The sequence below is a fragment of the Phycisphaerales bacterium genome (assembly GCA_016699835.1).
Lineage (GTDB): Bacteria > Planctomycetota > Phycisphaerae > Phycisphaerales > UBA1924.
Map to the genome: position 1 here is coordinate 549127 of CP064987.1, position 14325 is coordinate 563451.

General features: G+C 65.4%; 11 protein-coding genes. 9 read left to right on the top strand and 2 right to left on the bottom strand.

The features are described from left to right. Positions 1–100: 100 nt before the first annotated feature. Together IPK69_02255 and IPK69_02260 are read right to left on the bottom strand one after the other, a co-directional pair. Positions 101–5995, bottom strand: a complete 5895-nt coding sequence (locus IPK69_02255) for a glycosyltransferase (GenBank protein QQS09467.1) — start codon at positions 5993–5995, stop codon at positions 101–103. Positions 5996–6261: 266 nt separating this feature from the next. Further along, the gene (locus IPK69_02260; protein ID QQS09468.1) at positions 6262–6624 is read right to left on the bottom strand and encodes a hypothetical protein; all 363 of its coding nucleotides are present in this window, start codon (positions 6622–6624) and stop codon (positions 6262–6264) included. Positions 6625–7069: 445 nt separating this feature from the next. On the opposite strand from IPK69_02260, the gene IPK69_02265 reads away from it, so the two are divergent. The 9 genes from IPK69_02265 to IPK69_02305 all read left to right on the top strand — a co-directional run bounded on the left by IPK69_02265 (position 7070) and on the right by IPK69_02305 (position 14322). Further along, on the top strand, positions 7070–7348 hold the full coding sequence (locus tag IPK69_02265; protein ID QQS09469.1) for a hypothetical protein: 279 nt from the start codon (positions 7070–7072) through the stop codon (positions 7346–7348). Then, positions 7339–7890: a DUF2924 domain-containing protein gene (locus tag IPK69_02270; protein ID QQS09470.1), complete on the top strand. Its 552-nt coding sequence runs from the start codon at positions 7339–7341 to the stop codon at positions 7888–7890. Before IPK69_02265 ends, IPK69_02270 begins: the two co-directional genes overlap by 10 nt. Continuing rightward, a complete protein-coding gene (locus IPK69_02275) occupies positions 7887–9416 on the top strand; it encodes a recombinase family protein (protein QQS09471.1) in 1530 nt (509 codons plus the stop codon). Before IPK69_02270 ends, IPK69_02275 begins: the two co-directional genes overlap by 4 nt. After that, positions 9413–9904, top strand: coding sequence for a hypothetical protein (locus tag IPK69_02280; GenBank protein QQS09472.1), 492 nt, complete (start codon positions 9413–9415; stop codon positions 9902–9904). Before IPK69_02275 ends, IPK69_02280 begins: the two co-directional genes overlap by 4 nt. A gap of 139 nt (positions 9905–10043) precedes the next feature. Continuing rightward, entirely contained in the window at positions 10044–11210 is a 1167-nt protein-coding gene (locus IPK69_02285; protein ID QQS09473.1) for a hypothetical protein, read from the top strand. Further along, a complete protein-coding gene (locus IPK69_02290) occupies positions 11188–12213 on the top strand; it encodes a hypothetical protein (protein QQS09474.1) in 1026 nt (341 codons plus the stop codon). Before IPK69_02285 ends, IPK69_02290 begins: the two co-directional genes overlap by 23 nt. A 255-nt stretch (positions 12214–12468) precedes the next feature. After that, positions 12469–12990 carry a sigma-70 family RNA polymerase sigma factor gene (locus IPK69_02295; GenBank protein ID QQS09475.1) on the top strand — a complete coding sequence of 174 codons (522 nt, stop codon included), beginning with the start codon at positions 12469–12471 and terminating at the stop codon, positions 12988–12990. Between the two features lie 67 nt (positions 12991–13057). Beyond that, on the top strand, positions 13058–13390 hold the full coding sequence (locus IPK69_02300) for a hypothetical protein (GenBank protein QQS09476.1): 333 nt from the start codon (positions 13058–13060) through the stop codon (positions 13388–13390). Positions 13391–13509: 119 nt separating this feature from the next. Continuing rightward, the gene (locus IPK69_02305) at positions 13510–14322 is read left to right on the top strand and encodes an ATP-binding protein (protein QQS10397.1); all 813 of its coding nucleotides are present in this window, start codon (positions 13510–13512) and stop codon (positions 14320–14322) included. Positions 14323–14325: the final 3 nt, after the last annotated feature.

Sequence of the window (14325 nt, forward strand, 5' to 3'; positions counted from 1 at the left end):
CCGAGAAGGTGACGTGCCGAATACCTGATCTCGCGCAGGAGTCCACGAAGTGACCGATCAAGAGGCGATCGGCGTGTCGGCCGTGCACTCGTGGTGGGGGTCATGATCGCACCTCCCCGCGCGTCCAAGCGTCGATCTCGTCATCTGGCACGAACACCCCGGCAAGGTACGGCACCGCGGTGGTGCGGACACCTCTCAACGAAGCCAAGCACGCCATGATGAAGAAGTCGTGCGTCACGGCCACAACGCGGCGATCGTTTGTCCGACAGGCAGATGCGGATACGTCCCGAATGGCCCGCAACACCAGTTGGTCGCAGGGCATGAGGACTCCCGGCATCAGCGAGCCGTCCATCCACGCCTCCATGAGGCCCGCCCACCCCAATCGAGCCTTGACGAGTTCATAGACATCACGATCGGCAACGCGGAAGTCGACAAGCGAGTCGAGGACTGTCAGTGACTGTTCATCGCGCCCGGCTCCGCGGGCAACCGCCTTGGCAGTCTGCACGGCTCGCAACACGGGACTCGATACGAGCGCGACACCGCTACCCAGCCTGCGTCCGAGTGCCTCGGCCTCTTCGTGGCCGTTCGCGGTGAGATGTACGGCGTCCTTCTGCTCGGCGCTCAACCCGGTGAATGAGGGCCGTTCACCATGCCTCACGAAGAGAATGCCGCCGCCCTGCCCCCAGAGCTCACTCATGATCTGCTCCGGTGAAAGAGGTACAAGAACATCGCTTGGGGTACGCGGGCGACGCGGCCTCTTGGCGACCAATGCTGCGATCTGAGACTCTCGGTCTGGCCGATCGGCTCCCTTGCCCATGCCAGAAGGTTCGTAAAGGTACAGCGGCTCGCGGATCCAGACCCTCCGCTCGGCCATCTCCACGATCGGCAGCATGAAGCTCCAGTCGACCGCGATGTCAGCGTATCTGTCGCCGACACGCAGTTCGTGGTCGGGAATTGCATCGAAAAGGTACTTGCGGAAGGTGCGCAGGTGCTGCCAGACGTTTCCGCCGCGGGCCTGCCGTGGGGATTCAAACGTGACTGGGTACTCCACGTGCTTGTCGGTGCGGAGCATGGACCCGACGGTAACCTGTGCTCCCTCCGCGTACGCCTGGGCCACGCAATCGAGCACCTTCGGGCCGAGAAGCGCATCGTCGAGGTCAAGCGTGACGATCACGCTGTTCGGGTTCGTACACACACGGCGGATCGCGAGCGTCATGTTCGCGAGCTGGCCTCGGCGTTCTCTCGGTTGGATCAACGTAACCCGATCACTCCAAGGGCCAACCGCGAGTTGCAGTGCCTCGCGAGACAACGGGCCGGAGCCGTCGTCGATGATCACGGCTCCCCAATCCGATCGCTGCTGCGCGCCGATGGACTCAAGGCACCGCGACATTCGGCTGGGCGGCACATTGCGGCCCGTGATCACGAAGATGAATGGCTCCGCGCGATCTCGCGGTACCCAGGACAAAGGACCGCCGACCAGATCAACCCGGCCAGTCTGCGCTTCGGGCACCGGGAACTTCTCGATCAGATCGAGCAGCAGCATCCACTCCTGATGGCTCCGCTTCAGCTCGTTTGGGGGATGCACGAAAGCGGTCTGAGCCGACGCTCCCCGGAGCGAAGTGATCCGCCCGCTCTTGACAGACTGATCGATCGCTCTGTGCCAAGATAGGGACGGGCGGCCGTTGTTGAGCGGATTCATGAACGGCCGCGCTGCGAGGAGTCTCTGCCGGTGGAGCAGGCAGCCTCGCACCTCGACGCGCCACGGCGTTCCATCGTGATGAGCGGTGAAGTGCGCGTCGGTGTGCTGGGGAACGCTGAGCGACGCGGTCACAGCCTTCGGATCACCTTCGAGCGCCTGGATCATCTCGGTCAGGTAGTCGTCGGTGTGAGACGTCCTATGAACGAGAATGTCCGAATCGACCTGCAACACGTACTCGCCCACCAACTGGTCGAACGCAAGGAGCGGAGCGACGAGCGGTGCGCCGTCAACGCTGTGGGTGCCGTCGTACTCAAGATCAAACCAGCGCTTCATCACCGCTCGAGAGTCCGCTCCCGGACCTGGGCTGACGAGGACGCGGTCGATGACCCCGCGGGCACGCAATCTCTCTGCAGCCTTTATGAGCTCGTCAAAGTTGGCTGATGAGTGCTGGCGGACAAAGCCGTCTCGGAGGCAGTCGACGACGAGCAGTCGCTCGCAGAAGACGGTGGGTCCTTCGAGCTGGTGGACGAGGTGAGTTACCTGACGTTCGATCGTCGCCGCCTCCATAGCGCAGGTCTTGATCACGAGCGACACCCTCGGGGCGGGCGGATCAACCCGCACAGGGCGGCACACAAGCGTCAGGAAGTCAGAGGCGGGCTCGAACCGCTCTGTATCGATCGTGTCACTGGCAATGCGGCGTTCGACGCGCAGTCCATGCCGCAGGAGGTCTCGCTCGATCTTCACGAGCGGACGGTGGAACTCTCTGCGTCCAGCTCCGGTTTCAGCGTTCTCAACGTACCAGAAGGAGTCGTCATAGCACCTGCCAGCGGGGAGGTCTCGCCTGCGATGGAGGTTGGTGGGGCCGCCGAACGTCGCGATCGGATTGCAGAGCGTGATCACGACAACGCCATCTGGCGTCACCGCAGTGCGAAGGTCGGCAAGGACCTGCTCATACGCGGCGTCATCACCAAGTTCGCACAGCACGAGCGACGAGACCACCGCCTCATACGGTCCTGCGTTCATCGCAGCGAGTCGATCAGAGGTCAGCGTCAGGCATGATGGGATAGCACCAAAAGCCTGCCATCGTGCGGGCATGTCCACGCCAGGGTCAAAGCCGACCGTCCGAAGCCCAGCCTCCGCGAGGTGGCGAGCGCTCCTGGCCTTCTTGCCACAGCCGTAGTCCAGAACACTGCGTGCACCACACTCCAAGATGATCGGGTCGACGACTGCTGCCACGATTCGGGTCGCAGACGGCCGCTCCTCATTCAACGCTCGCCAGAACCGCTCAAAGCCATCGAGTTCGGGCATTGAACTGTCCACCAGAGCACGGCGCATGAGCTCATCGAGATCCGAACGGTGCGGCCAGCGCCAGGTCAGCCACGCGCGTTGCGCCATCGCTCGGTAGCCCGTGTCGGTGAAGGGGCGGATGTCCGATCCGTAGTCGATCAGCTTCAGCCCGCTTGCGGTCACGCGCAGGTTCTTGGGGTGCATGTTCCTGAACGTGATCCCGTGCGTCTTGCACTCGCGGAGGAGGGCGAGCAGCTCCCCGCCGCGACCGCCGGTGTAGGGCGTTGAGGGCTCGAACGGATACACCAAGAGCAGCGTCTCATCTCGTACCTCGACTCGAGTGATCGGGTAGAGGTGCTCGGGGGAATCGATGCGTGCCGCGAACTCCCTGAGAGTCGCCAGCGTGTCGTGGTTCGGGCGTCGCTTGAGGAGATCGAAGACCTTGAATACGCGCTGCTCGTCCGTAAAGACAATTCCCTCGCCGCCAGCACCGAGAAGCCGCAAGTTCTTCGCTCTGTATGCACGCTTCAGCAGTGCCCTGGCGCGTTGCTCGCGAGACTCCGCGACTGCCGTGTCTGCATGAAATGGAGTCTGTCGTGTTGCTCGGTACTCGCTGATGAGCCCGTCCATCGAAGCGAACGCATCTCGAATGCTGTTCTCCAAGGCCGCTCTTCGCACCTTCTCGGCGAACTGGGCAACGGCAGTGGGCTTGAAGAGGCTGCAGATCAGGTCCATTTCCTGCGCGATGCGAGCCAGAGCTTCTCGTGCGGTGCCATCGGCCCACGGCGAGTGGCTGGCCAACAGGCGTCTTGCTCGGCAACGAATTCCGTCCGCGAGCCCGAGTACACGCCACGCGCTGAGCGTGAACGCTGCCAGACGCTCGTCCGTGTACTTGCGAACGAGACGAGCACCCCGCTTGAGTTCTTCAGAAGACCACGCCAGCAGTGGCTCGCGTCGCTGAGTCGTGGGTCTAGCCGCCATCAAGTCGCTGGCTGCGCGATACAGCGCATATCCGAGGATGTCTGCCAGAAGGGTCGCATCCTCAAGCCGGCTAGGTGTGGTGAACGAACGGTCGTGCCGCACCCCGGCAGCCGCGTGCATCACGACGTTGAGGCCCATCTGGTCACGCATAAACATGGCAGTGAGCATGTCGGAGCGGCGGACGTAGAGGTTGCCGAAACGAGCGAGCGTCTGTGGGTAGGCCAGCAGATGTTCCGGGTTGAAGAAGATCGTCGATCCGCCTCGCTGTACTGACGGCACGGCGGATTCGAGCTTCAGCGAGCCGGCCTGCGTGACCAGTGGGCGGAACACGGGCTCACCTGCCAGCAGTCGGCCTACTCGGCTTCCGATCATGGTCAGTGCATCCGCATGGGTCGCGACGTGGCCTGATGGCTTGAGTGAGAGCGGAGTCTCAAGGTGATCCGTGTGTCGCGACAGGTCGTAGTAGATGTCCTGAAGCGAGAGTCGCGTCTCGGCGTCGTCTGCAGTTGCATCGATCCACCGACTGTCAGGAGTCTGGCTCTCCCAGATAGCCACATGGTGAGCGAGGTCAAGCAACTGCATGCGCAGCGTTGCGGTGAAGGGGAGAGGGGCAGCGCCGGTGTCGGGCCCGATCACGACGTCCACGCCTTGGTCACGAAGCGCAAGTAGTGCACCGATGTCCGGGCTCGCTCTCTCAACCGTTACCCCATCGGTATCGACCAAGAACGACAGTCGCTTGTCATCGTCGAGAATCCACGCCGCCGCCCCGGGGTGGCGTGCCGCGATCCGCCCCACGAACGTGTTGAGCACTGTGCGTGACACGGCGATCGGCACTCGCTGTCGTGACGGATCCGGGGTGTCGACGAGGGTGCCCTGGGCCCAAGCTTCGCGCTGTCGTTCGATCGAGACGAGCTCGATCACCAGACCATCAACCTGAAAGCGTTGAACGAGATCCTGCAACGGCCGCGTGCCATTCGCCGGCAGCGGACCGTTCTCGACAACGACCACGGTTACTCCGGATACACCGGGACGGGACTTCAAGCCGAAGATGTCGGACAGCAGTCCCTCGACGTGAGGCTTGGGTATGGCGTCGGTGACGAACCCGATGACAAGCTCCAGCGATTGCGTCGTCGGCACAAGCGGCGGTACATCGGATTCTGGCAGGGCAGCGGGCTCTGGTGGCCGCCAACCAAAGAGCTCAAAGGCCCTCGCGGCGGCAGCGTTCTTTGCTGCAGCGTCGAATCGGTGCGCGTACTTCTTCCAGAACCGAGTGAGGCCAACGTGCTTTGCCGAAGAAGCCGGGGAGGTCAGGCGGTCTGGACGCGCGTCTGCGTAGTGGTGAACGGTGTGGACCGATGTTGCACCGAATCGGAGTAACGGCAGATCTGCCAGGCGGATGCACAGATCGCGATCGGTGCAGCTCGGCAAATGCTCGTCGAACCCACCTGCCATGAGCAGCATATCGAGTCGGACGAACAGGTTGGAGCCCTGGATGTGCTGGCCCCTGATGAACTGCTCGCGGGGACAGAGATGGTCGGGAATGGAGTGCCGATGCCCGGGGCCTTCTGGTGATTCATGTCGAACGAGGCCGGACGCGACCATGTTTAGATCGCGGGAGATCGCCGCTTCGAGGCACGACTCGATGTGCGTGGCCGCCCAGGCATCGTCATCGTCGAGGATGGCGACAAACCAGAGATCGGCGGAACGAGCGATGCCCGCATCGCGGTGCAGTTGGTCGATCCCTGTGTTCCATGCGCCGGCGGCTCGTGCCGGGGTGCGCCGGTTGCGCATCACGGTCACGCGAAGCCGATCACAGCACTGTGCCTCGAGCTGTTGCCTCAGGTCTGCGAGATCCTGATCAGGCATCTCTTCCTTGGTCCGATCCACCACGATCACGAGCCGGTCGGGTGGTCGCGTCTGGGCGAGGACCGAGGGGATGGCCCGCTCACGGAGTAGCTCGAATCTGCCACATGTGGCAATGAGCGCGACGACAGCGTGGCCGCTTACGGACTGTGGACGAGTGTCCATCGGGAAACCTCCGATGAGCGAGGTGGGGATCCGCTGATGCCGCCATGCAGCGATGCATGGCTATGCCCTTCGGGCACATCCCTCGATCGTCGGACTAGTAGCGTGCAGCTCGCTTGAGCTCGGCCGCAGGAGAGATCTCGTCGCTCATCGAGTCGAGATCCGAACCTCGCCTCACGCTGCCATCCGGCAAACAGGGAGTCACAGTCAACGGGAGATGCTAGGAACGTGTTCATGTGGACGTCAGAGGCTGGGGTGACAGATGGGCTTCACCATTCGCCACGCCAGTGTTTCAATGGCCGCTTGGCCCGATACGCAGTCACAACCGTGCCGTCGTTGGAGAGGACCACCGCCAGGTTCTCGGCCTCGGCCACCTGCTGTCCAAGCAGCGTCTTGGCGGCTCTCAGCGCCCGTCGGCTGAGGTACGCGACTTCGCATCCCTTTCCGGCGTAGAACCGCTCGCCGAACTCAATCGCGATCTGGATCGCCCATCCACCAATGCTCCGTTGCTCAAGCCGTTCGCTCGCGTGCGAGCTCACCACGAGCGTTGGCTTTCGTCCGCGGTGCTTGCGTTCGCGCGAGGAAACAAGCGCGACATCGCCGCACTCATCCGACCAGGTTGTCTTGAACACGGGTTGCCCTGCCGCGATGCCGAATCACCCTGTCGGGGCTCAATCAGGGAGTTCGGCGACACGCCGACTCCGTATGGTCATCGCAGCCCTGATTTGCGTGTGGGCTGCGAGGGGCGGAGACCACATCCCACTATCGAGTCTGGCACGAGGCCAGAGGGCAGATGCCCAAAGGAGGCGGGCGGGGACGAACCCCGGGGCCGGCGCATCAGGACGTTCATCGGATTCCTGATCTACCGGATTTCTCGCCAGCTTTCCCGACGAGGGACGAACTGAGCATCTGTGTATACGGTCGAGCTGACGAAAAGTTTCACGCTCAGTGCCCCAGACCTCGGAAGCCCATGTTCGTGCGGGGTTTGCGCTTTGTCCAACGAGGCTTCGGGATTCCGCCCTCCGACGGGTTAGGTGCTCTTTGGCGGGTTGCTGTTGACCCGCGAAGGAGCCGTTCGTGTCCCAGCAGGACCCTCAGGACTCCGCCGCCCAGCGGCGCGAGGTCGTCATCGCCACGCTCGCCGCCGCCGTGCATCGTTGGCACCGCGACCAGATCCGAGCCGGCGTTCGCGCCAAGCGGGCCGCCAGCATTGCGCCGGGGGAGCATCACAAACCCGAGAGTTCTCGACTTGACCCTGCGGAAGATGATCGCCCTGATCGTCCGCTCCCGCTCGATCCGGACACGGCCGCAGGCCATGTCGGGGGCGAGCGGGCAGGAGGACTTTCATGGCGCTGAACATCCACGCGGAACTCAAGCGGCTCGGGACGCTCAAGACGCCGCAGCTCAAGGCCCGCTACGCCGAGCTCTTCGGCGAACCCACGCGGTGCAACAACCGCCCGTACCTCATCAAGCGCATCTGCTGGCGGATCCAGGCCGACGCGGAGGGTGACCTTTCCGAGCGAGCCCGCCAGCGGGCGGCCGAACTGGCCGACGACGCGGACCTGCGCCTGCAGGCACCCAACGGGTCGGCCGGGCCAACGACGATCAGTGCGGCGGCGTCCCCCGCGCGAGCCATCGCGTCGCTCCGAGTTTCGCGGGCCAGCGACGTGCCGATGCCCGGGTCGACGCTGTGGCGGACCTACAAGGGCAAGGCCTACAGCGTGATCGTGCTGCCCAAGGGCTTTGAGTGCGAGGGCAAGGTCTACCGCTCGCTCTCGGCGGTGGCCAACGCGATCACCGGCAGCCACTGGAACGGCGCGAAGTTCTTCGCTGACTCGATGAAGATCGCCTCGAAAGAGCGGGCCTCGGCTGAGGTTGGTCCGGAGGCCGCATCATGAACGCGGCCGCCACCTCCAAGACGCCCGGGCTGATCCGCTGCGCGATCTACACCCGTAAGAGCAGCGAGGAGGGCCTCGAGCAGGAGTTCAACTCCCTGGACGCGCAGCGCGAGAGCGGAGAGCTCTACGTCAGCAGCCAGCGTTCGGAGGGGTGGGTGTGCCTGCCCGACCGCTACGACGACGGCGGGTACACCGGCGGCAACATGGAGCGGCCGGGCCTCAAGCAGCTCATGGCCGACATCGACGCGGGCAAGGTCGACTGCGTGGTGGTCTACAAGGTGGACCGTCTAAGCCGCTCGCTGCTGGACTTCGCCCGGATCATGGAGGTGTTCGACCGCAAGAAGGTCTCGTTCGTCAGCGTCACGCAGCAGTTCAACACAACGCACTCGATGGGTCGCCTGACGCTGAACATCCTGCTGTCGTTCGCGCAGTTCGAGCGTGAGATCATCTCCGAGCGCACGCGGGACAAGATCGCGGCCACCCGCCGCAAGGGCAAGTGGTTCGGCGGCAAACCCATCCTCGGGTACGACGTCGTGGCCGGGAAGCTCGTCGTCAACCGCGACGAGGCGTTCCGGGTGCGGGAGCTCTTCGCGATCTACATCGAGACCCGGTCGGTGCGAGCAACGACGGAGGAGGCGCTCAAGCGCGGGTGGACGACCAAGAGCTGGACACAGAAGGACGGCACCAAGGTCGGCGGCCTGCCGCTGACCAACCCCTACGTCCACCGCGTCCTGACCAACGTCTCCTATCTCGGCAAGGTGCAGCACCACGACCAACTGTTTGAGGGCGAGCACGAGGCGATCATCGAACCGTCGCTGTGGAAGCGAGCGGCGACGATCCTCGAGGCCAATGGGCGCGACAAGGGAAGCGACGTCCGCAACGCGCACAACGGGCTGCTCAAGGGTCTGGTCCGCTGCCGCAACTGCGACAAGCCGATGTCGCACACGTTCACGACCAAGGCGGGCAAGCGCACGTACCGCTACTACGCCTGCCACGCGGCCCAGAGCCGGGGCTACCACACCTGCCCGTCCAAGTCGATCCCCGCCGAGCAGTTGGAGTCTTTCGTGGTCGACCGATTGCGGGCGCTGGGCCGCGACCGGGAACTGGTCGCCACGATCCTTGATCGGGCCCGGGCCCAGTCGCGGGAGTTGACGGCGCAGCTGGAGGAGCGCCGCGCGACGCTCCAGCGCGAGCTCCGCTGGCTCGCGAGCGACGAGCGCCGCGCCGGGGCCTCCAGCGACGCGGATCGGCTGGCGGAGGTGGCGGAGCGCTCGCGGCAGATCGGAGAGCAGATCCGCGAGATCGAGGAAGAGATCGCCGACGCCGCCAAGACTGAACTCCGCCGCGACCAGGTGGACGCGGCGTTCGCGGAGTTCCGCCCGCTGTGGGACCAGCTGAGCACGCGCGAGCGCACCGAGCTGCTCCGCTCGCTGATCAAGACCATCGAGTACGACGGCAAGGCGGGCGAGGTGACACTGGTCTTCCACCCCGAGTCGTCCCGCCTGGCCGCGGAGTGCAAGTCATGAGCCTTCCGGATCGAGCCACGTTCAAGGTCAGCTTCGAGACGGGCGTCAACACCGGCCGCACGATGCGCGTCGGCAGTCCGCCGCCGCCGGTGCCCGCGCCCACGCCGCGCCAGACGCCCCGGCGCGTGCCGCGCGTGGCCAAGCTGATGGCGCTGGCGCTGCGCTTTGACTGGCTGGTGCGAACCGGGCAGGTGAAGGACTTCGCCGAGATCGCGCGGCTCGGACACGTCACCCGCGGACGGCTCAGCCAGATCATGGACCTCGTAAATCTCGCCCCCGACATCCAGGAGCAACTGCTCTTTCTCGCTCCCGCCGAGCGGGGCAAGGACCGGATCACCGAGAAGCATCTGCGGCCGGTGACCCGCCTGCCGGACTGGGCGGTCCAGCGCCGGGCTTGGCGGGCACTCAACCGCCCTGACGACATGGTGTCAGCCCCCGCGCCGGACGGCGTCGTGGCGATGCGTGCGAAGGCTGCGCAAGTCGAGTAAATGTCGGATGTTGTGGAGGGATTCAGGATTCCCTGTCGGACCCTGACAAATACCTGTTCTGTGACATGGTTCGGGATACACTCGGGTTAACCGCCCCGGGTGGAGACCGGGGCTTTCTCGTAGGCGGAGGCCCGGTTCCATGAGCAGTCTTTCGTTCCGTCGGTTCACAAGCGCGTACGCGCTGCGGGAGGTCGACCCCGCCGTCCTGATCGACTTCCTGCGGCCCCACGCCGCCTTCCTCGCCGCGAACGGCGTGATGCTGCCGACGGACCCGAGGCACCTCGACGTCGAGCGCGTCGAGATCGCGTTGCTCAGCAACATTGGCGCGTTGCCGGTAGAACTGGTCGACGCCCTTTGGCACCTGCACGAGATGGCCACCCCACTGGGCATGGAATCGCTGCAGGCCGCCGCGGAAGTTGCGGGCATCGCGCTGCCGGACGACCATGCATCGCCGGCGGACATCGCGGCCCGCGTCTGGGTCGAGAACCCCGACGTGGTGCGGCGCTGCCACACCGAGATTTCCGTCTCGCGCCGCCGCTCGTTCGAGACCTTCGTCCCCGCGCCCGGTGCAACGCTCGCTTGGGCGACGCCGGGCCCGGAACGTTTGGCGGCGCTGGAGGCGGGCGTCGTCGCGTGGTACGCGGCGCGTCGCCGCGGGCCGGGGGCGCGGGTGCTCTTCTTCGACCACGGCGACGAGGTGCGATTCCTCGTGCGGCACGGGGGCCCCTACCGCCGCGAGGGCAGCCTCGACGACGGCAAGCCGGGGTGCGTCCGCTACCGCCCGATGGCCCATGGGCTGATCGTCTTCGACCGCCGAACGTGGGAACTGCGAATCAACGCCGCGACCAAGGGCGAGTGCGCCGCGTACCGCCAACTCGTCGGCCAGCACATCTTCGGCCGCGCCGACTTCTTCCCCGCCGATCAGGAGCGGTACGACCTCGAGCCGCTCCGATCCCGGGGCCGGGGCAGCCTTGTGTGCAAGCACATCACGGGCCTGGCTTCGGTGCGGCTGATCGAACTGGTCATGTACGTGGGCGGCCCGTTCCACAGGCGAAAGGTCGAGAAGGCCGACGACGTGCTGCTGGCGCTGGAGCACGCCCGCGAGTCGATCCCCGAGGACGCGCTGCTGAGCGCCGCCACGTTCGAGGTGCGGTTCACCGACGGCCGCAAGCCCAGGCCGGTCACCATCCGGCACGGCAACCGCGCGACGTACACACGCGACACCGACGCGGATCTCATCGAGACGTTTCTGCGTGGCGGCGGATTCGTGAAGGGAGGCGGCCATGCGCTTGTGGCAGTCGCTTGAGCGGGTGCAGGGCTGGGCCGGCGTGCGGTCGGTCTGGCGCGAGCACATGGGAGACGACCTGCAGTTCCTCCAGCCGCTGCTGCGCCCGATGGAGGAACTGGCGATGTCGGTGCCGTGGCCCGGCACCATCGAGGGCCGCAAGGTCGTCGTTCACGACGAGGACGACATCGTCGCGGTCGATCCCGAGACCTGCGAGTCCGCGCCGATCCGGCGTGAGGACATCGTGCTGTGGCAGCTCGACGCGGACACGCTGTTCAAGGGCGTGGCGGCGGCGCTTGGGCTCACGGGAACGCCCTCCTCCGTTGGCATGGGCAACAGGCTGTGGTGGCTGGGAGATTACGTGCCCGTGGAGGGTGAGCGCTTCCCGGTGTACCTGGCGACGACACGGGACGCGCAGTCGCTGCTCCGCAGCGCCGGACATATCTCGGCGCTATCACAGCGGCCATTCGTGCTCGTCACGCCTACGCGGGCCGGCGCAAGCGAGGAACTCAACCGAGTGGTGGAAGGCCGGTCATCGGCATGGATCACGCTTGCCGAATCCGTAACGTGGCAGGGCGAAGGCGTGTTCGAGCCCAAGCAGTCGCTCGAGCAATCGATGGCCGACTTCAAGGGTCGCCACATCAAGGTCGCAGCCGCCCGGTCCGACACGCCCAGGTTCGCAACGCCGCCGGGGTCGCGGTGGTCGGATGTGCGGATCCGGTTCACCGATGCGCACACGGTGTCCGTGACCGTCAAGACTCAGACCGGGGTCTTTGATTTCGCCTCGATGGGTATGGGCGTGGCCAGAACCCGCAAGCCCGACGTCCAGTGGGCGTTGCTCTACGCGTTCGCCAAGGGGCGTGGAACACTGGACTGGCGGAGTCCGGAGGCGTCTCCCAAGAACCAGAAGCGCCGCGAGCGGCTCGCCGAGAGGCTCCAGGCCTTCTTCGGAATCGACAGCGACCCGATCCGGATCGAAGGCAATGGCTGGGCGACGCTGTTCCGCCCCGAGACCGACCATTGACGCCATCGACATGTCGATGAGGGCGAATCGGATTTCTCAAAGTTCTTTGGTGGCATGCACGGTGCGCAACCCGCTGGATTCCAGCGGGTTGCTTCGCTTTTGGGGCTGCCGCTCGGCCTGAATCTGCGGCCGCCATCGACAAGTCGCCAGTTGGGGACGACAGGCCCGCATCCCACGCCAATCCCGCCCCGGTGAGCTCTTCGCCGGACCTGTCGCTCCCCGGGGCCTTCTGGCCATGCCAGAAAGGTCCGGCCTATGTCGACTCGCGCCATCGATCCATCCACCCTCAAGTTCGCCAAGTCACTCGTTCGCATCAAAGCCAAGCAACTCCTCCGCGTCATACGCGATCCCGCGACGAGCAGCCAGCAGGATCTGGAGCAGGATCTCCTGCTGGAGGTGGTCGTGCGCTGGCCCGGCTTTGATCCCAATCGCGGCAACGCCGAGGCGTTCGTCGAGAGCGTCGTCCGCGCCAAGCTCTGCAAGATGCTCCGCGACGCCAAGCGGGCCAAACGGGTTACGGGCCCGACCGTCAGCGCCGACGGCGGCGACGCGATCGATCCCGCCGACGATCTTCGCGTCCTGTGCATCCGCATGGATGTCGAGACTGTCGTTGGCAAGCTCGACGCCGTGAAGCGCAGCGTGTGCGATCAGCTGCTGCGCGAGTCAGTGAGCGAGGCGGCACGCCAGCTCCGCACGCCGCGCTCCACGCTGGAGTACGCGGTTAACAGCGTGCGCGAGCGCTTCGAGAAATCAGATGTTGATCAGTATTTCTCGTGAACACGTCCCGCGACGGGTTAGGTGCTCTATGGCAGCACCGCGTTCCTTGCCGCCCTCGGAGATCACCATGAACACCACGCCCCGCACCGTCTACCGATTCGAGTTCGTGCACCGCGTCGACATCGACGAGGTCGAGCAGACGCTCGCGCTCTCCATCCTGGCGGTCGGTTGCCTGCAGGGCGAGGCCGCTGTTCGCCTGGACGCGGGCTACGCCATCGACCGTGAGCGCCGCGTGATCGTCGTCGACGGCGACACGGAGACCGGGCGTGCGGTGACCCGCGTCTTCACCGGCTTCTGCATCCACGAGTACGGCGACGACGCCTTCAGCGTGCGCCGGCCCGGTGACAAAAGCCCGCAAGGTGGTGCTGCCGCCCAAGCGCCCGCGAGCGCCGTCGCGTGAGCCGCCGCACAAGAGCCACCGCCTCGGACCTGCCGCTCGTGCGGCTGGGCCAGGGCGCGTTTACCCGCGACATCTGGCCCGAAGACCTCGACCCCTCAATCCCCAAGCACGGAGTTCACATGCCCCCAGCCACCCTCATGAACCAGATCAGCAAGGGCCGCAAGGCTCAGCCCCGCCGAGTCATGCTCTACGGCACGCACGGCATCGGCAAGAGCACGTTCGGCGCGATGGCCGAGTCACCCATCTTCGTGCCTACCGAGGACGGGCTGGCCGACATCGACTGCGAGTCGTTCCCGCTGGCCAAGAGCCTCGGCGACGTGATGGCGGCGCTGGAGTCGCTGTACTCCAGCGACCACAAGTACAAGAGCGTCGTCATCGACAGCCTCGACTGGCTCGAGCGCCTGATCTGGGCCGAGGTGTGCGCCGACGAGAGCGTCGAGAACATCGAGAAGATCGGGTACGCCAAGGGGTACACCTTCGCCGTCGACAAGTGGCGGATGGTGCTCGGGGCGCTCGATGCCCTACGCAGCGATCGCGGCATGACGATCGTGCTGATCGCGCACGCCAAGATCGAGAAGTTCGAGAACCCCGAGACCGTGCCGTACGACCGCTACTCGCCGCGCCTGCACAAGCTGGCCAGCGCGCTGGTGCAGGAATGGGCCGACGAGGTGCTCTTCGCCACGTACAAGGTCCACACCGTCAAGGTGGCCGAGGGGTTCAACCAGGCCAAGCACAACGGCATCGGCACCGGCGAGCGGATCATCCGCACCGTCGAGCGCCCGGCCCACGTCGCCAAGAACCGCTTGGGTTTGCCCGACGAGTTGCCTCTCGACTACCGCGTGTACGGCGCGTTCGCCCGCGGCGAGAACCCCTTCGCCGAAGCACCCGCATCTTCTGCCCCCGCGTCGTCGCCCGATGCGGCGAGCACCTGATCC